This is a genomic window from Kitasatospora sp. NPDC059722 (assembly GCF_042733235.1).
In the GTDB taxonomy this organism is placed as follows: domain Bacteria; phylum Actinomycetota; class Actinomycetes; order Streptomycetales; family Streptomycetaceae; genus Kitasatospora.
Map to the genome: position 1 here is coordinate 122,278 of NZ_JBHWGD010000013.1, position 18,205 is coordinate 140,482.

The 18,205-nt window shown below is 71.1% G+C and carries 15 protein-coding genes; all 15 read right to left on the reverse strand.

Annotation, left to right across the window (positions count from 1 at the left end; translation table 11 throughout):
- Positions 1-109: 109 nt before the first annotated feature.
- The 15 genes from ACFV4F_RS11485 to ACFV4F_RS11555 all read right to left on the reverse strand — a co-directional run bounded on the left by ACFV4F_RS11485 (position 110) and on the right by ACFV4F_RS11555 (position 17,641).
- Positions 110-1,120, reverse strand: a complete 1,011-nt coding sequence (locus ACFV4F_RS11485) for a polyprenyl synthetase family protein (protein ID WP_380440042.1) — start codon at positions 1,118-1,120, stop codon at positions 110-112.
- 288 nt (positions 1,121-1,408) lie between these two features.
- Positions 1,409-3,031, reverse strand: a complete 1,623-nt coding sequence (gene nuoN / locus ACFV4F_RS11490) for an NADH-quinone oxidoreductase subunit NuoN (RefSeq protein WP_380440066.1) — start codon at positions 3,029-3,031, stop codon at positions 1,409-1,411.
- Positions 3,032-3,042: 11 nt separating this feature from the next.
- Positions 3,043-4,674, reverse strand: a complete 1,632-nt coding sequence (locus ACFV4F_RS11495) for an NADH-quinone oxidoreductase subunit M (protein WP_380440040.1) — start codon at positions 4,672-4,674, stop codon at positions 3,043-3,045.
- Between the two features lie 34 nt (positions 4,675-4,708).
- Complete coding sequence (gene nuoL / locus ACFV4F_RS11500) at positions 4,709-6,604, reverse strand: NADH-quinone oxidoreductase subunit L (RefSeq protein WP_380501730.1); 1,896 nt, start codon at positions 6,602-6,604, stop codon at positions 4,709-4,711.
- A 13-nt stretch (positions 6,605-6,617) separates the two neighbouring features.
- Positions 6,618-6,917 (reverse strand): NADH-quinone oxidoreductase subunit NuoK, encoded by a 300-nt coding sequence (gene nuoK / locus ACFV4F_RS11505; protein WP_030060110.1) that lies wholly within the window; start codon positions 6,915-6,917, stop codon positions 6,618-6,620.
- Entirely contained in the window at positions 6,914-7,798 is an 885-nt protein-coding gene (locus ACFV4F_RS11510; protein WP_380440037.1) for an NADH-quinone oxidoreductase subunit J, read from the reverse strand. The genes nuoK and ACFV4F_RS11510 overlap by 4 nt, the downstream gene beginning before the upstream one ends.
- Positions 7,795-8,397, reverse strand: a complete 603-nt coding sequence (gene nuoI / locus ACFV4F_RS11515) for an NADH-quinone oxidoreductase subunit NuoI (protein ID WP_380440035.1) — start codon at positions 8,395-8,397, stop codon at positions 7,795-7,797. Before nuoI ends, ACFV4F_RS11510 begins: the two co-directional genes overlap by 4 nt.
- Before the next feature lie 6 nt (positions 8,398-8,403).
- Entirely contained in the window at positions 8,404-9,735 is a 1,332-nt protein-coding gene (gene nuoH / locus ACFV4F_RS11520; protein ID WP_380440033.1) for an NADH-quinone oxidoreductase subunit NuoH, read from the reverse strand.
- Positions 9,732-12,224 carry an NADH-quinone oxidoreductase subunit G gene (locus ACFV4F_RS11525; protein WP_380498572.1) on the reverse strand — a complete coding sequence of 831 codons (2,493 nt, stop codon included), beginning with the start codon at positions 12,222-12,224 and terminating at the stop codon, positions 9,732-9,734. Before ACFV4F_RS11525 ends, nuoH begins: the two co-directional genes overlap by 4 nt.
- Complete coding sequence (gene nuoF / locus ACFV4F_RS11530; RefSeq protein WP_380440029.1) at positions 12,221-13,582, reverse strand: NADH-quinone oxidoreductase subunit NuoF; 1,362 nt, start codon at positions 13,580-13,582, stop codon at positions 12,221-12,223. Before nuoF ends, ACFV4F_RS11525 begins: the two co-directional genes overlap by 4 nt.
- The gene (gene nuoE, locus ACFV4F_RS11535; RefSeq protein WP_380501754.1) at positions 13,582-14,436 is read right to left on the reverse strand and encodes an NADH-quinone oxidoreductase subunit NuoE; all 855 of its coding nucleotides are present in this window, start codon (positions 14,434-14,436) and stop codon (positions 13,582-13,584) included. The genes nuoF and nuoE overlap by 1 nt, the downstream gene beginning before the upstream one ends.
- Positions 14,437-14,453: 17 nt before the next feature.
- Positions 14,454-15,863 carry an NADH-quinone oxidoreductase subunit D gene (locus ACFV4F_RS11540; RefSeq protein WP_380440027.1) on the reverse strand — a complete coding sequence of 470 codons (1,410 nt, stop codon included), beginning with the start codon at positions 15,861-15,863 and terminating at the stop codon, positions 14,454-14,456.
- On the reverse strand, positions 15,863-16,576 hold the full coding sequence (locus ACFV4F_RS11545) for an NADH-quinone oxidoreductase subunit C (RefSeq protein WP_380498568.1): 714 nt from the start codon (positions 16,574-16,576) through the stop codon (positions 15,863-15,865). The genes ACFV4F_RS11540 and ACFV4F_RS11545 overlap by 1 nt, the downstream gene beginning before the upstream one ends.
- Entirely contained in the window at positions 16,573-17,127 is a 555-nt protein-coding gene (locus ACFV4F_RS11550) for a NuoB/complex I 20 kDa subunit family protein (RefSeq protein ID WP_380440023.1), read from the reverse strand. Before ACFV4F_RS11550 ends, ACFV4F_RS11545 begins: the two co-directional genes overlap by 4 nt.
- A gap of 154 nt (positions 17,128-17,281) precedes the next feature.
- A complete protein-coding gene (locus ACFV4F_RS11555) occupies positions 17,282-17,641 on the reverse strand; it encodes an NADH-quinone oxidoreductase subunit A (protein ID WP_030060100.1) in 360 nt (119 codons plus the stop codon).
- Positions 17,642-18,205: the final 564 nt, after the last annotated feature.

The window sequence follows — 18,205 nt, forward strand, 5'->3', positions numbered from 1 at the left end:
TGTGGGGGGGGGGGGGGGGCCCCCCCGCCCCGGGGGGGGGGGGGGGGGGGGGGGGGGGGGGGGGCGCGGGGCGGGGGGGGGGGGCCCCCCCCCCCCCGGTCCCGGTGCGTCACATGGTGCGGATGGCCACCGAGTCGCAGAGGGCTTCGAGGGCGGCCTTGGCCGCGCAGTCCGGCAGCGGGGCGAGCAGGGCGCGGGCGTCCTCGGCCTGGCGCAGGGTCTCGCGGCGGGCGAGCTCCAGCGCCGGGTGGCGGCGCAGCAGGCGCAGCGCCTCGGCGTGCAGGTCGTCGTCGGCGAGGTCCTGGTCGAGCAGTTCGCGCAGCCGGGTGTCCTCGGGGTCGGCGGGGTCGGCGGGCATGCCCTGGAGGAGCAGGGTGGGCAGGGTCGGCACGCCCTCGCGCAGGTCGGTGCCGGGGGTCTTGCCGGACTCGTGGCCGTCGCTGGCGATGTCGAGGACGTCGTCGGCGAGCTGGAAGGCGATGCCGATGCGCTCGCCGAACTCGCTGAGGGTCTCCACCACGCGCGCCTCGGCGCCGGCCATCAGCGCTCCTATCTTGCAGGAGGCGGCGATCAGCGATCCGGTCTTGCCGGCGAGGACGGCCAGGTAGTGGGCGAGCTGGTCGCCGTCCGGGCCGGGGCCGCGGGTCTCCAGGATCTGGCCGGTGACGAGGCGCTCGAAGGCGTCGGCCTGCAGCCGGACGGCCTCGGGGCCGAGGTCGGCCAGGACCTGGGAGGCGCGGGAGAAGAGGAAGTCGCCGGTGAGGATGGCCACCGAGTTGTCCCAGCGGGAGTTGGCACTGGGGGCGCCGCGGCGCACGGGGGCCTCGTCCATGACGTCGTCGTGGTAGAGCGTGGCCAGGTGGGTGAGCTCGACGACGACCGCGGCCGGCACGACGCCGGGCGCGCCGGGGTCGCCGAACTGGGCGGACAGCAGGAGCAGCAGCGGACGGAAGCGCTTGCCGCCGGCCTCGATCAGGTGGCTGGCGGTGACGGTGATGAACGGGACGTCGCTCTTGACGGCCTCGGCGAGCGCCGTCTCCACCGCGTCCAGTCCGGCCTGGACGTCCCGGGTCAGGTCGCGGTCCTGCACGCTGAGCCCGAAGGGTCCCACGACGGTCACGAAGACCACTCCTCTGTCCCTGGTCGATCTAGCGGCCTGGTCCCTGAGTGCCGCCGCTGGCCATACAGGCAGGGTATCCGGTCACGAGTGGATCACTGCACGGGCGTGCGGATCCTGTCGTGATCGGGCCGGAGTTGCAGGTCAGGGCGGCTGCGGGAGCGCTCGGGCGCCGGATGTGAATGCGGCTGGAAATAAAGGCTGCTGCACCTTCCGGGGCGGCGGCGGGACAACCGCGTCCGGGCCGCGCCCCGCGGGGGGCGGCCCGGACGCCGCGGGAGTCTCCCGGCCTCAGCGGACGAAGAGCGCGGCCTTCGAAGCGAGGTCCAGGAAGTACTGCGGCAGCACCCCGAGGACGACGGTGACGAGCACCCCGACGCCGATCGCGGTCGCCGTGAAGGCGCTCGGGATCGCGACCGTCGGGCCGCCGGGCTGCGGGTCGGAGAAGAACATCAGGACGATGACCCGGATGTAGAAGAACGCGGCCACCGCCGAGCTCAGCACACCGACGATGACCAGCGGCGTCGCGCCGCCGGCCGCCGCCGCCTGGAACACCGCGAACTTCCCGGTGAACCCGGAGGTCAGCGGGATGCCGGCGAAGGCCAGCAGGAACAGCGCGAACACCGCCGCGACCAGTGGGGAGCGCCGGCCGAGGCCGGCCCAGCTGGACAGGTGGGTCGCCTCGCCCTTGGAGTCGCGCACGAGGGTGACGACGGCGAACGCGCCGAGCGTCACGAAGGAGTAAGCGAGCAGGTAGAACAGCACCGAGCCGAGGCCCTGCTTGTTGGTGGCGATCACGCCGGTGAGGATGAACCCGGCGTGCGCGATCGAGGAGTAGGCGAGCAGGCGCTTGACGTCCTGCTGCGTGACCGCGAGCACCGCGCCGACCACCATCGTCAGGATCGCCACGCCCCACAGCACCGGCCGCCAGTCCAGGCGCAGCCCGGGGAAGGCGACGTAGAACAGGCGCAGGAACGCGCCGAAGGCCGCGACCTTCGTGGCCGCCGCCATGAACCCGGTGACGGGGGTCGGCGCGCCCTGGTACACGTCCGGGGTCCAGGCGTGGAACGGCACGGCGCCGACCTTGAAGAGCAGGCCGACGGCGAGCATCGCGAGGCCGATCAGCAGCAGCGTGTCGGTGCGGGTGCTGCTGAGCAGCGCCGGGTTGGTCATGGCCTTGCCGGAGATGACGTCGGCGATGTCGCCGAGCTTCACGCTGCCCGCGTAGCCGTACAGCAGGGCGGTGCCGAACAGGAAGAACGCCGAGGCGAAGGCGCCGAGCAGGAAGTACTTGACGGCCGCCTCCTGGGAGAGCAGCCGGCGGCGCCGGGCCAGCGCGCACAGCAGGTACAGCGGCAGCGAGAAGACCTCCAGCGCGACGAACATCGTCAGCAGGTCGTTCGCGGCCGGGAAGAGCAGCATGCCGCCGACGGCGAACAGGGTCAGCGGGAACACCTCGCTGGTGGCGAAGCCGGCCCGGACCGCGGCCCGCTCCTGCTCGCCGCCGGGGGTGGCGGCGGCCTGCGCGGCGAACGCGTCGGCCGGCAGTCCGCCGGCCCTCGGCTCCAGGCGCCGCTCGGCGTACGTCAGCACGGCGACGGCGGCGACCAGGACGATGACGCCCTGGAGGAACAGCGCCGGGCCGTCCATCGCCACCGACTCCATGGCGAGCAGGTCCATCCTGGTGGTGCCGTGGCCCTGGGCGGCGAGCACCACGATCGCGGTGAACGCGCCGGCCAGGCCGGTGAGCGCGAGGACCACCTGCGTCCAGTGCCGCAAGCGGCGCGGCACGAAGGCCTCGACCAGGACGCCGGCCACGGCGGCGCCGAACACCACCAGCATCGGGGAGAGTTGGCCGTACTCCAGGTGCGGCGCGGGGATGCTCGGGGTGGAGCCGCCGGCGGCGGCGAGCATGCCGGTGGTGCTCACTTCTGCTCACCTCCTGAGGTGGCGGCGACCGGGTGGGCCGGCGCCGGGTCGGTCTCGTGGACCTGCGAGAGCGTCGCGTTCACCGCCGGGTTGACGATGTCGGTCAGCGGCTTGGGGTAGACGCCGAGCAGGATCGTCAGCGCCACCAGCGGGGCGACGACGGCCACTTCGCGGACCTTGAGGTCCGGCATGCCGGTGACCTCCGCCTTCACCGGGCCGGTCATCGTGCGCTGGTAGAGCAGCAGCGCGTACAGCGCGGCCAGGACGATGCCGAAGGTCGCGACGATCCCGATCGCCGGGTAGCGGGTGAACGTGCCGACCAGGACGAGGAACTCGCTGACGAACGGGGCGAGGCCGGGCAGCGACAGGGTGGCGAGGCCGCCGAGCAGGAACGTCCCGGCGAGCACCGGGGCGACCTTCTGCACGCCGCCGTAGTCGGCGATCAGGCGCGAGCCGCGGCGCGAGATCAGGAAGCCGGCCACCAGCATCCACGCGGCGGTGGAGATGCCGTGGTTCACCATGTACAGGGTGGCGCCGCTCTGGCCCTGGCTGGTCAGCGCGAAGATGCCCATGATGATGAAGCCGAAGTGCGAGATCGAGGCGTAGGCGACCAGGCGCTTGATGTCCTTCTGGCCGATCGCGAGCAGCGCGCCGTAGACGATCCCGATCACCGACAGCACGAGGATCGCCGGGGCGAAGGTCTTCGAGGCGTCGGGGAACAGGCCGAGGCAGAAGCGCAGCATCGCGAAGGTGCCGACCTTGTCGACCACGGCGGTGATCAGCACCGCCGTGCCGGCGGTGGCCTCGCCCATCGCGTTCGGCAGCCAGGTGTGCAGCGGCCACAGCGGGGCCTTCACCGCGAAGGCGAAGAAGAAGCCGAGGAACAGCGCCTTGGAGGCGGTGCCGCTGAACTGCAGCTTGCCGTCGGCCACGGCCGAGGCGAGGGTCGGCAGGTCGAAGGTCGCGAGGCCCTGGTCCTGCGCGATCACGTACAGGCCGATCACGGCGGCGAGCATCACCAGGCCGCCGAGCAGGTTGTACAGCAGGAACTTGACGGCCGCGTAGGAGCGCTGGCGCGCCGCGTCGGGGCCGCCCGCCCGGTCCCCGAAGCCGCCGATCAGGAAGTACATCGGGATCAGCATGGCTTCGAAGAACACGTAGAACACGAACACGTCGGTGGCGTAGAAGGAGACGAGGACCATCGCCTCCACGGCCAGGATCAGGGCGAAGAAGCCCTGGGTGCGGCGCCGCTGCTCAAAGGTGTCGGGGTCGAACGTGCCGTCGGGCGCGGGCGCAGGGTCCGCGTCGTGCCAGGAGGCGAGCATCACGATCGGCACGAGCACGGCGGTCAGCAGGGCCAGCACCGCGCCGATGCCGTCCACGCCGAGCGAGAAGGTGATGCCGAAGGAGCGGATCCAGCTGTGGGACTCGGTCAGCTGGTAGCGGTCGCCGTGCGGGTCGAACCGCACGGCCACCAGGGCGGCCAGCGCCAGCGCGACGGCCGAGGTGCCGAGCGCGACGGCCTTGGTCGTGGTGCGCCGCGCCTCGGTGGACCCGGCGGGCATCGCGGCGGTCAGCACCGCGCCGGCCGCCGGGACCGCGCACGTGGCGGTCAGGAGGACACTCATGCCCCGCCTCCCCGAGGGTGTTCTGGACGAGTCATCAGACGGACCTCATCAGGAGAGTCGTGGCGACCAGCACCAGCGTGCCGCCGAACATGGAGAGCGCGTAGGAGCGGACGAAGCCGTTCTGGACCCGCCGCAGCCGCCCGGAGATCCCGCCGATCGTGGCGGCCAGGCCGTTGACGAAGCCGTCCAGGCCGCGGCTGTCGAAGTAGACGAGCGTCGCGGCGAGCGCCGAGCCCGGCCGCACCAGGACGGCGTGGTTGAAGTCGTCCTGGAGCAGGTCGCGGCGGGCGGCCCGGGTGAGCGGGGAGCCGACCGGCGGCACCACGGGGACGGAGCCGCGCCCGTACATCGCGTACGCGAGGCCGACGCCGGCCAGCATGCAGGCGGTGGTCAGCAGCGTGACGGTCAGCGACGTGAGCGGGGAGTTCCCCTCGGCGTGGCCGGTGACCGGCTCCAGCCAGGTGAGGAACGAGTCGTTCAGGACGAACAGCCCGCCCGCGAACACCGAGCCGAAGGCCAGCAGCACCATCGGGATCGTCATCGTCTTCGGCGACTCGTGCGGGTGCGGGGCGTCGCCGTTGGCGTCGGGCTGCCAGCGCTTCTCGCCGAAGAACGTCAGCACCATCACGCGCGTCATGTAGAAGGCGGTGACGGCCGCGCCGGTCAGCGCGCACAGGCCGAGGATCCAGCCCTCGGTGCCGCCCTTGGCGAACGCCGCCTCGATGATCCTGTCCTTGGAGAAGAAGCCGGACAGCCCGGGGAAGCCGATGATCGCGAGGTAGCCCAGGCCGAAGGTCACGAAGGTGACCGGCATGTACGTGCGCAGGCCGCCGTAGTGGCGCATGTTCACCTCGTCGTTCATGCCGTGCATGACCGACCCGGCGCCGAGGAACAGCCCGGCCTTGAAGAAGCCGTGCGTCACCAGGTGCATGATCGCGAAGGCGTAGCCGATCGGACCGAGGCCGGCCGCGAGGATCATGTAGCCGATCTGCGACATCGTCGACCCGGCCAGCGCCTTCTTGATGTCGTCCTTCGCGCACCCGACCACCGCACCGAACAGCAGCGTGACCGCGCCGACCACCACCACGGCGGTCTGGGCGTCCGGCGCCAGGTTGAAGATCGCCGCGGAGCGGGTGATCAGGTAGACGCCGGCCGTCACCATCGTCGCCGCGTGGATCAGCGCCGACACCGGGGTCGGGCCTTCCATCGCGTCGCCGAGCCAGGACTGCAGCGGCACCTGCGCCGACTTGCCGCAGGCCGCCAGCAGCAGCATCAGGCCGATCGCCGTCAGCCGGCCCTCGCTCGCCCGGCCCGCCCCGGCGAAGACCGGGTCGAAGGCGAAGGAGCCGAACTCCACGAACATGAGCATGATCGCGATCGACAGGCCCATGTCGCCGACGCGGTTGACGATGAACGCCTTCTTCGCCGCCGTCGCCGCGCTCGGCTTGTGCTGCCAGAACCCGATCAGCAGGTAGGACGCGAGGCCCACGCCCTCCCAGCCGAAGTACAGCAGCAGGTAGTTGTCCGCGACCACCAGCAGCAGCATGGCGGCGACGAACAGGTTCAGGTACGCGAAGAAGCGGCGGCGGCGCTCGTCGTGCGCCATGTAGCCGACCGAGTAGAGGTGGATGAGCGTGCCGACACCCGTGATCAGCAGCACGAACGTCATCGACAGCTGGTCCAGCCGGAACGAGACGTCCGCCTGGAAGCCGTTCACCGGCACCCAGCTGAACAGGTGCGTCGTCACCGCCCGGTGCTCGGCGTCACGGCCGAGCATGTCCGAGAACAGCGCCAGGCCGAAGCCGAACGAGAGCGCGGCGAGCGCCGTGGCCAGCCAGTGGCCGAACCGGTCCAGCGCCCGCCCGCCGAGCAGCAGCAGGGCGGCGCCGGCCAGCGGGGCTGCCACCAGCAGCGGAATGAGAGAGTTCACCGAGGCCCTCCGCCTACAGCTTCATCAGATTGCTGTCGTCGACCGAAGCGGAGTGCCTGGTCCGGAAGATCGAGACGATGATCGCGAGGCCCACCACGACCTCGGCCGCCGCGACCACCATCGTGAAGAACGCGATGATCTGGCCGTCCAGCGTGCCGTGCAGCCGCGAGAACGTCACCAGCGCCAGGTTCGAGGCGTTCAGCATCAGCTCCACGCACATGAACAGCACGATCGCGTTGCGCCGGATCAGCACCCCGGCCGCGCCGATGGTGAACAACAGCGCCGCCAGATACAGGTAGTTGACCGGATTCACTCCGCGCCCTCCTCGGCCTCGTGGTTCGGCACCGGCTCCAGGGACTTGCGCGGACCGGCCACCGCCGGCCGCTCCGACGACGGACGGCCCAGCCAGTCCGCGGTCGTGTTCTCCAGCTCCGCCATCCGGCGCAGCATGTCCTGGCTCACGTCCCGCACCTGGCCGCGCTCGCGCAGCGTCGCCATCACCGAGTCCTCGGCCACCGAGCCGTCCGGCAGCAGCGCCGGAACGTCCACCGCGTTGTGCCGCGCGTACACGCCCGGCGCCGGCAGCGGCGGCACCTGGATGTTGTCCCGCACCCGCTGCGCCGCCAGCTCGCGCTGCGTCTTCGGCGCCTTCACGTGCTCGCGGTGCGTCAGCACCATCGCACCGATCGCCGCCGTGATCAGCAGCGCGCCGGTGACCTCGAACGCCCACACGTACTTCGTGAAGATCAGCCGCGCCAGACCCGGCACGTTGCCCTCCGCGTTCGCGCCCTGCAGGCCCGTGAAGTGGTCCAGCTTCGCGTTCGCGATGCCCGCGACCAGCAGCACCCCGAAGCCCAGCCCGCACACCACCGCCGCGAACCGCTGGCCCTTCAACTGCTCCTTCAGCGAATCCTCGCTCGTGACGCCGACCAGCATCACCACGAACAGGAACAGCATCATGATCGCGCCGGTGTAGACGACGATCTGCACCACACCCAGGAACACCGCGCCCTGCGCCATGTAACAGACCGCCAGCGCCAGCATCGTGGCCGCCAGACACAGCGCGCTGTGCACCGCCTTGCGCATCAGCAGCATGCCGAGCGCGCCACCGACCGCCACCACCGCCAGCACCCAGAACTGGACGGCCTCACCCGTCGAGGTCGTCCCGGCCGCATCCGCCAGAACCGTCGTCACGGCCGCACCTCCTTCTCCCGGTCGGTGCGCTCCTGCTGGACCGTCCCCGGCGCCGCCGCCGTGATCTCGCCCCGGTAGTACGCGCCCTCGTCGGCGCCCGGGAAGATCGCGTGCGGCGAATCGACCATGCCCTCGGACAGCCCCACCAGCAGCTGCTCCTTGGTGAAGATCAGGTCCTTGCGCGAGGAGTCCGCCAGCTCGTACTCGTTCGTCATCGTCAGCGCCCGCGTCGGACACGCCTCGATGCACAGCCCGCACAGGATGCAGCGCGCGTAGTTGATCTGGTACACCACGCCGTAGCGCTCACCGGGCGAGTACCGCTCGTCGTCCCGGTTGTCCGCGCCCTCGACGTAGATCGCGTCGGCCGGGCACGCCCACGCGCACAACTCGCAGCCCACGCACTTCTCCAGCCCGTCCGGATGACGGTTCAACTGGTGACGGCCGTGGAAGCGCGGCGCCGTCGGCTTCTTCTCCTCCGGATACTGCTCCGTCAGCCGCTTCTTGAACATGGCCCGGAACGTCACGCCGAAACCGGCGGCCGGGCCCAGGACCGACGGCCGGTCGGTCCTCTCCGGACGGTCCGTGTGGTCGGACGACATCGCGGATCAGCTCCCCTCGGAATGGTCGGACCCGTTCAAGGCGTCCTGGAGTTGCTTCGGCGCCCGGCTGCGCCGGCGCGGAACGGGCGGCAGCACCTGGCCCGGCAACGGCGGCACCGGGTACCCGCCCGCCATCGGGTCGAACTCGCCGGACTGCTCGGGAACCTCGGGCTCCGGCTGCTTGCGCACGAAGTCCCGCAGCAGCGCCAACAGCAGGACCACGCCCACCGGCGCGCCCACGTACAGCACCACCTCGCCGAAGCCGTACCCCTCGTTGCGCAGCGCCCGCACGCTCGCGATCAGCACCAGCCACACCAGCGAGACCGGGATCAGCACCTTCCAGCCCAGCTTCATGAACTGGTCGTAGCGCAACCGCGGCAGCGTGCCGCGCAGCCAGATGAAGAAGAACAGCAGCAACTGGATCTTCAGCGTGATCCACAGCATCGGCCACCAGCCGTGGTTCGCACCCGCCCAGAACACCGACACCGGCCACGGCGCCCGCCAGCCGCCCAGGAACAGCGTCGACGCCACCGCCGACACCGTCACCATGTTCACGTACTCGGCCAGCATGAACATCGCGAACTTCAGCGACGAGTACTCGGTGTTGAACCCGCCCACCAGCTCGCCCTCGGCCTCCGGCAGGTCGAACGGCGCCCGGTTCGTCTCACCCACCATCGCGACGATGTACACGATGAACGACACCGGCAGCAGCGCCGCGAACCACGTCGAGTGCTGCTGCGCCACGATCTCCGACGTCGACATCGACCCCGAGTAGATGAACACCGCCGCGAACGACAGGCCCATCGCGATCTCGTAGCTGATCATCTGCGCCGACGAGCGCAGCCCGCCCAGCAACGGGTACGTCGAACCGGAGGACCAGCCCGCCAGCACGATCCCGTAGATGCCCACCGAGGCCGTCGCCAGGATGTACAGCAGCGCCACCGGGAAGTCCGTCAGCTGCATCGCCGTCCGGGTCCCGAAGATCGACACCTCGTTGTCGGCCGGCCCGAACGGGATCACCGCGAACGCCATGAACGCCGGGATCGCGCACACGATCGGAGCAAGGACGTAGACCACCTTGTCCGAGCCCTTGACCACCAGGTCTTCCTTCAGCGCCAGCTTCACGCCGTCCGCCAGCGACTGCAGCAGACCCCACGGCCCGTGCCGGTTCGGCCCGATGCGCAACTGCATCCAGGCGACCACCTTGCGCTCCCACACGATGGCGATCAGCACCGTGAGCACCAGGAACGCGAAGCAGAACACCGCCTTCAGCAGCACCAGCCACCACGGGTCGTGGCCGAAGAACCGGAGCATCTCGTACGGCTGCGGATTGTTCATCGGTCCTCCCCTTCGGCGTCCGAGCCCGCCGCGGCGGGAACGGCGTCGGCGGCGGCGATCGTGACCAGATGGCCGACGGCGGTCCCGAGCGTGCGGTGCGCACCGCCCGGAGTCGAGTTGAGCGGGATCCACACCGTGCGGTCCGGCAGCGACTCGGTGACCTCCAGCGGCAGCGTCAGCGAACCCGCCGGGCCCGTCAGCCGCAGCGCGCCGCCCTGCCGCGCGCCGACCTCCCGCGCCGTCACCGGCGACACCCGGGCCACCGCCCGGTGCCGGGTGCCCGCCAGGTGCGGATCACCCTCCTGCAGCGTCCCGTTGTCCAGCAGCTGGCGCCAACCCGCCAGCACCGCCTGCCCCGTCGCCGGACGCGGCAGCAGGCCCGGGTGCGCGGCCGGATCGGCCGCCCGGTCCCCGGCCCACGGCGCGAACCCGTCCAGCTCCAGGCGCGCGGCCCGCACGTCCGGCAGGCCCAGCCGGTGCCCCAGCGCATCCGCCAGCATGGTCAGCACCCGCACGTCCGAATGAAGGTGGCGGCCCGTCAACTGATCGGCCTTGAGCGCCGGCTCGAACATCCGCACCCGGCCCTCCCAGTCCAGGAACGTCCCGGCCTTCTCCGCCACCGCCGCCACCGGCAGCACCACGTCCGCACGCGCCGTCACCGCCGACGGGCGCAGCTCCAGCGACACCACGAACGGCACCGCCGCCAACGCCTCGTCCGCCAGCGCCGGATCCGCCAGGTCGTCCGGATCCACCCCGCCGACCAGCAGCGCGTCCAGCTCGCCGCGCGCCGCCGCCGCCAGAATCTGGTCCGTGTCCCGGCCCACCCGCGAGGGCAGCTCCGCCACACCCCACAACGCCGCCGCCTGCGCCCGCGCCGCCGGAGCGGCCACCGGACGCCCACCGGGCAACAGCCCCGGCAGCGCGCCCGCCTCCACCGCACCCCGCTCACCGGCCCGGCGCGGCACCCAGGCGATCCGCGCCCCCGTCGCGTGCGACAGCCGCAGCACCGACGTCAGCGCCCCCGGGATCGCGGCCAACCGCTCACCCACCAGCACCACCGCACCCGGCCGGCGCAACAACTCCGCCGCCTGCCCCGCCTCGTCGCTCAACGGCTCGTCCGCCGCCAGCGCCCCGAACCACTCCGGCTCCGTCCCCGGCGCCGCCGGCAGCAGCACACCACGCAGCTTCGCCAGCCCCCGCGACGCGAACGCCGCCACCGAGTACACCTTCAAGCCCTTGGCGCGACTCGCCTTCCGCAACCGCAGGAAGACGATCGGCGACTCCTCCTCCGGCTCCAGACCCGCCAGCAGCACCACCGGCGCCTGCTCCAACTGCTCGTACGTGACGCCCCCGCCGTCCACGTCCACACCACGCCCGGCGACGGCCGCGGCCAGGAAATCCGCCTCCTCACCACTGTGCGGACGCACCCGGAAGTCCACGTCGTTCGTACCCAGCACCACGCGCGCGAACTTCGCGTAGCCGTACGCGTCCTCGACCGTCACCCGGCCACCGGCCAGCACACCCGCCCGCGCACCGCGCAGACCCTCGGCCGCCCGCGCCAGCGCCTCCGGCCACGACGCCGCCACCAACTCGCCGTCCACCCGCACCAGCGGCGTCGACAACCGGTCCCGCAGCTGCGCGTACCGGAACGCGAACCGGCCCTTGTCGCAGTTCCACTCCTCGTTCACCGCCGGGTCCTCACCCGCCAGCCGGCGCAGCACCTTGCCCCGACGGTGATCGGTGCGCTGCGCGCACCCCGCCGAACAGTGCTCGCACACACTCGGCGACGACACCAGGTCGAACGGACGCGAGCGGAAACGATAAGCCGCCGACGTCAGCGCCCCCACCGGACAGATCTGGATCGTGTTCCCCGAGAAGTACGACTCGAAGTCGTCCCCCTGGCCCGTCCCCACCTGCTGCAGCGCACCGCGCTCCACCAGATCGATGAACGGATCACCCGCGATCTGCTGCGAGAAACGCGTGCAGCGGGCGCACAGGACGCAGCGCTCCCGGTCCAGCAGCACCTGGCTGCTGATCGGCAGCGGCTTCGCGTACGTCCGCTTCATCCCCTCGAAACGGGAGTCCGCCGCGCCGCTGCTCATCGCCTGGTTCTGCAAGGGGCACTCGCCACCCTTGTCACACACCGGGCAGTCCAGCGGATGGTTGATCAGCAACAGCTCCATCACGCCGCGCTGCGCCTTCTCCGCCACCGGCGAACTCAGCTGCGTGCGCACCACCATGCCCTCGGCCACCGGGATCGTGCAGGAGGCCACCGGCTTGCGCTGGCCCTCGATCTCCACGATGCACTGCCGGCACGCGCCGGCCGGATCCAGCAGCGGATGGTCGCAGAAGCGCGGGATCTGGGTGCCGATCGCCTCGGCCGCCCGGATCACCAACGTCCCCTTGGGGACCTGCACTTCGACGCCGTCGATGGTGAGCGTGACCAGTTCGACCGCCGTGTCGGAGGCGGTCGGCTCCGTGATCGTCACGCGTGCACCTCCCTCTCGGTGGCGGACTGGTGGCCGGGGCGGGGGCCGTCGGCCCAGACGGTGGACGCGGCCGGGTCGAACGGGCAGCGGCGCTCGGCCAGGTGCCGCTCGTACTCGGCCCGGAAGTGCTGGAGCGAGGACACGATCGGGCTCGCCGCGCCGTCGCCCAGGGCGCAGAACGACTTGCCGTTGATGTTGTCGGCGATGTCGAGGAGCTTCTCCAGGTCCCCCTCGACGCCCTCGCCGGCCTCGATCCGCTTGAGCAACTGGACGAGCCAGTAGGTGCCTTCGCGGCACGGCGTGCACTTGCCGCACGACTCGTGCGCGTAGAACTCGGTCCAGCGGGTGACGGCCCGCACCACGCAGGTCGTCTCGTCGAACACCTGCAGCGCCTTCGTGCCGAGCATCGACCCGGCCGCTCCGACGCCCTCGTAGTCCAGCGGGACGTCCAGGTGCTCGTCGGTGAACATCGGGGTCGACGAGCCGCCCGGCGTCCAGAACTTCAGCCGGTGCCCCGCGCGGATCCCCCCGCTCAGGTCCAGCAGCTGGCGCAGCGTGACGCCCAGCGGCGCCTCGTACTGGCCCGGGTTGGTCACGTGGCCGGACAGCGAGTAGAGCGTGAAGCCCGGGGACTTCTCGGTGCCCAGGCCCTTGAACCACTCCTTGCCCCGGGCCAGGATCGGCGGCACCGAGGCGATCGACTCCACGTTGTTGACCACCGTCGGGCACGCGTACAGGCCCGCGATCGCCGGGAACGGCGGGCGCAGGCGCGGCTGGCCGCGGCGGCCCTCCAGCGAGTCCAGCAGGGCCGTCTCCTCGCCGCAGATGTAGGCGCCGGCGCCCGCGTGCACGGTGATGTCGAGGTTCACGCCCGAGCCCATGATGTCGCGGCCCAACAGCCCCGCCCCGTACGCCTCGGCCACCGCCGCGTGCAGGCGCCGCAGCACCGGCACGACCTCGCCGCGCAGGTAGATGAACGCGTGGTCGCAGCGGATCGCGTAGGACGCGATGATCATGCCCTCGATGAGCGAGTGCGGGTTCGCGAACAGCAGCGGGATGTCCTTGCAGGTGCCCGGCTCCGACTCGTCCGCGTTCACCACCAGGTAGTGCGGCTTGCCGTCGTTCTGCGGGATGAACTGCCACTTCATGCCGGTCGGGAAGCCGGCGCCGCCGCGGCCGCGCAGGCCGGAGTCCTTGACCAGGGCGATCACGTCGTCCGGCGGCATCGCGAGGGCGGCCTTCAGGCCCTCGTAGCCGTGGTGGCGGCGGTAGGTGGCGAGCGTCCACGGGCGGCTGTCGTCCCAGGAGGCCGACAGGACGGGGGTGAGCAGCTTCTCGGCCGGCTCGGCGGAGGTCATCACGCTTCGGTCCCTTCCTGGCCGGGGTGGTTGCGGTCGGGGTCGCCGTGGCCGGGGTCGCCGCGGTCGGGGTCGCCGCGGTCGGGGTCGCCGTGGCCGGGGTCGCCGTGGCCGGCCTCCGGGTGGTCGGGGTCGTTGCGCTCGGGCTCCTCGTGGCGCGGGGAGACGACCCTGGTGCCGCCGTTGCCGGGCAGGGCCTCGCCCCTCGCCAGGCGCAGACCCACCAGCGACGGCGCGCCGCCGGCGCCGGACTCGTCGTTGGCGCCCGGGCGCTCGTCGGGGAAGCCCGCCAGGATGCGGGCCGTCTCCTTGAAACCGCACAGCCGGGCGCCGCGGGTGGGCCTGACCTCGCGGCCCGCGCGCAGGTCGTCCACCAGCCGCCGGGCGCTCTCCGGGGTCTGGTCGTCGAAGAACTCCCAGTTGACCATCACCACGGGCGCGTAGTCGCAGGCCGCGTTGCACTCGATGTGCTCGATCGAGACCTCGCCGTCCGCGGTCGTCTCGTTGTTGCGGATGCCCAGGTGCTCCTGGAGCTCGTCGAAGATCTGGTCGCCGCCGAGCACCGCGCACAGCGTGTTGGTGCACACCCCGACGTGGTACTTCCCGGCCGGGCGCCGCCGGTACATCGTGTAGAACGTGGCGACCGCGGTGACCTCGGCGGTCGTCAGGTCCAGCTGCTCGGCGCAGAACCGGATGCCGGTCGGGCTGACGAAGCCCTCCTCGGCCTGCACCAGGTGCAACAGCGGCAGCAGCGCCGAACGGGCCACCGGGTAGCGGCCGATCAGCTCCGCGGCGTCCGCGGCCAGCCGGGCGCGCACCTCCTCGGGGTACGGCTTCGCCGGCAGCGCCGGCAGTCCGAGCTCGACATTGGTCACCGGTCCACGCCTCCCATCACCGGGTCGATCCCGGCCACCGCGACGATCACGTCGGCGACCTGGCCGCCCTCGCACATCGCCGCCATCGACTGCAGATTGGTGAACGACGGATCCCTGAAGTGGACCCGGTACGGGCGCGTCCCGCCGTCGCTGACCACGTGCACGCCCAGCTCGCCCTTCGGCGACTCGACCGCCGCGTACGCCTGGCCGACCGGGACCCGGAAGCCCTCGGTGACCAGCTTGAAGTGGTGGATCAGGGCCTCCATCGAGGTGCCCATGATCTTGCGGATGTGGTCGAGCGAGTTGCCCATCCCGTCCGGGCCGACCGCCAGTTGGGCCGGCCAGGCGATCTTCTTGTCGGCCACCATGACCGGGCCCGGGCGCAGCCGCTCCAGGCACTGGTCGACGATCCGCAGCGACTGGCGCATCTCCTCCAGGCGGATCAGGAAGCGGCCGTAGGAGTCGGCGGTGTCCGCGACCGCCACCTCGAAGTCGTAGTCCTCGTAGCCGCAGTACGGGTCGGTCTTGCGCAGGTCGTGCGGCAGGCCCGTGGCGCGCAGGATCGGGCCGGTGGCGCCGAGGGCCAGGCAGCCGGGCAGGTCCAGGAAGCCGACGTCCACCAGGCGCGCCTTGAACACCGGGTTGCCGGTCGCCAGTTTGTCGTACTCGTGCATCCGGGAGCGCAGCAGCTTGACCGCCTCGCGGATCTGGTCGACGGCGCCGGGCGGCAGGTCCTGGGCGAGGCCGCCGGGGCGCACGTACGCGTGGTTCATGCGCAGGCCGGTGACCAGCTCGAAGACGTCCAGGATCAGCTCGCGGTCGCGGAAGCCGTAGATCATCAGGGTGGTGGAGCCGATCTCCATGCCACCGGTGGCGAGGCAGACCAGGTGCGAGGCGATCCGGTTCAGCTCCATCATCATCACGCGGATGACGCTCGCCCGGTCCGGGACGTCCGCGGTGATGCCGAGCAGCTTCTCCACCGCGAGGCAGTAGGCGGTCTCGTTGAACAGCGGCGTCAGGTAGTCCATCCGGGTCACGAAGGTGGTGCCCTGGACCCAGCTGCGGAACTCCATGTTCTTCTCGATGCCGGTGTGGAGGTAGCCGATGCCGCAGCGGGCCTCCTTCACCGTCTCGCCGTCGATCTCCAGGATCAGCCGCAGCACACCGTGCGTGGACGGGTGCTGGGGGCCCATGTTGACGATGATGCGTTCGTCGTCGGCCCGGCCGACCGCCTCGACGACCTCGCCCCAGTCGCCGCCGGTGACGGTGAAGACGCGGCCCTCGGTGGTCTCGCGGGCCCCGGCGTGGGCTGCCTCGGAGGTTTCTCCGTGGGCTTCCTTGCGGGCTTCTCCGTGGGCCTCTTCGCGGGCCTCTTCGCGGGCCTCTTCGTGGTGCTGAGTGCTCATCAGCTGTACGACCTCCGCTGGTCGGGCGCCGGGATCTGGGCACCCTTGTACTCGACGGGGATGCCGCCGAGCGGGTAGTCCTTGCGCTGCGGGTGGCCCAGCCAGTCGTCGGGCATCATGATCCGGGTCAGCGCCGGGTGGCCGTCGAAGACCAGGCCGAAGAAGTCGTAGGCCTCGCGCTCGTGCCAGTCGTTCGTCGGGTAGACGCTCACCACCGACGGGACGCGCGGGTCGGCGTCCGGCGCGGTGACCTCCAGCCGGATCAGCCGGCCGTGGGTGATCGAGCGCAGGTGGTAGACCGCGTGCAGCTCGCGGCCCTTGTCGCCGGGGTAGTGCACGCCGCTCACGCCGAGGCACAGCTCGAAGCGCAGCGCCGGGTCGTCGCGCAGGACCCGGACCGTGCGCAGGAGGTGCTCGCGCTCGACGTGGAAGGTCAGCTCGCCGCGGTCGACGACCGTCTTCTCGATCACGTCCACCGGGTCCAGGCCCTGCTCCTCCAGGGCGCCCTCCAGCTCGTCGGCGACCTCGTCGAACCAGCCCCCGTACGGGCGTTCGCTCGGACCGGGCAGCACCACCGGAGCGGCGAGGCCGCCGAAGCCGGACGTGTCGCCGCTGCCCTGGGCGCCGAACATGCCCTGGCGGCGGCCGACCACCTCGACCGGGATCTCGCGCACCGGCTGCTCGCGGCGTGTCTCGGGTACCTGGTCGTTCATCGCAGCTGCCCTCCCATCTCGCTGACGGGGGTGGCCTGCAGGGCGAGCGCCTCGCCGAGCTCCTCGGCCCGGCGGCGGTTCACGCCCAGCGGCTCGTGCTGGATCTTGTCGTGGAGCTTCAGGATCGCGTCCAGCAGCATCTCCGGGCGCGGCGGACAACCGGGCAGGTAGATGTCCACCGGGACGATGTGGTCGACGCCCTGCACGATCGCGTAGTTGTTGAACATCCCGCCGGAGGAGGCGCAGACGCCCATCGAGATGACCCACTTCGGGTTGGGCATCTGGTCGTACACCTGGCGCAGTACCGGGGCCATCTTCTGGCTCACCCGGCCCGCGACGATCATCAGATCGGCCTGCCGCGGGGAGCCGCGGAAGACCTCCATGCCGAACCGGGCCAGGTCGTAGCGGCCGGCGCCGGTGGTCATCATCTCGATCGCGCAGCAGGCCAGGCCGAAGGTGGCCGGGAACAGTGACGCCTTGCGCACCCAGCCCGCGGCCGCCTCCACGGTCGTGAGCAGAAAGCCGCTCGGCAGCTTCTCCTCGATTCCCATCAGATCCCTCTCAATGCCTCAAGTCCGGTGGTTCATCGGCCGGTTCTGGCTCGTCCGCTCGGCGGAGGTCGTTCGTCCGACGGAGCTTGTCCGCTCGTTCACAAGGGGTCGCGAGGACGCCCGGCGGACCGCCGACGGGTGGGCGGGCCCGCGCTCAGTCCCACTCCAGGCCGCCGCGCCGCCACACGTAGGCGTAGGCGACGAAGACGGTGGCGATGAACAGGAGCATCTCGACCAGTCCGAAGATCCCGAGGGCGTCGAACGTCACCGCCCACGGGTAGAGGAAGACGATCTCGATGTCGAAGACGATGAAGAGCATCGCCGTCAGGTAGTACTTGATCGGGAACCGACCGCCGCCCACGGGCTGCGGGGTCGGCTCGATGCCGCACTCGTACGCCTCCAACTTGGCCCGGTTGTAGCGCTTGGGGCCGGTGAGTGAGGCCATCACGACGGAGCCGACCGCGAACGCCGCCGCGATGGCACCGAGTACGAGGATCGGCGCGTAGGCATTCATAGCCCCCGCTCCCTCCGTCCAGTCGTCCTTGACTGCAGATCGGAACCGGCGGGTCACGCTGAGGTGAACCCGCGCTCCAGTTCCCGAGATCCACCTCATGTGAGGCAGTTCACAAAGCCTGGAACGAGCGCATCCTATGCCTGTCGGCTTGTGATCTGCGACACGCAGTTCGCCGGGATCTTTGTGATCTACGACACCCCTGGAATGAGGGTGAATGCGAACATGCCCAGTTTTGTCAACGCAAAGCAGTCAAATGGTCACAACCAGTCGCATTTACTTGTGAAGCGGCAGGTCAGAGCCTCGCTCCTATATCAACTATGCTCCGGCAGAGGCAAATTTCCGGGCACCATGTTGACGTGTTATAGCGGCTCACTCGCAGGGGTGGCCGGGGGGTGAACGCTCGCTTGACCCTTCGTTCACAAGCGCGCGAATGCCTTCTTGGGGCCTCCCCCTCCCCCTCCCCCCACCCCACCCGCCGCCCGCCGCCCGCCGCCCGCCGCCCGCCGCCCGCCGCCCGCCGCCCGCCCAACCCTCGCCCGTTTCGCGCTGGGCCATGCCTGGCCC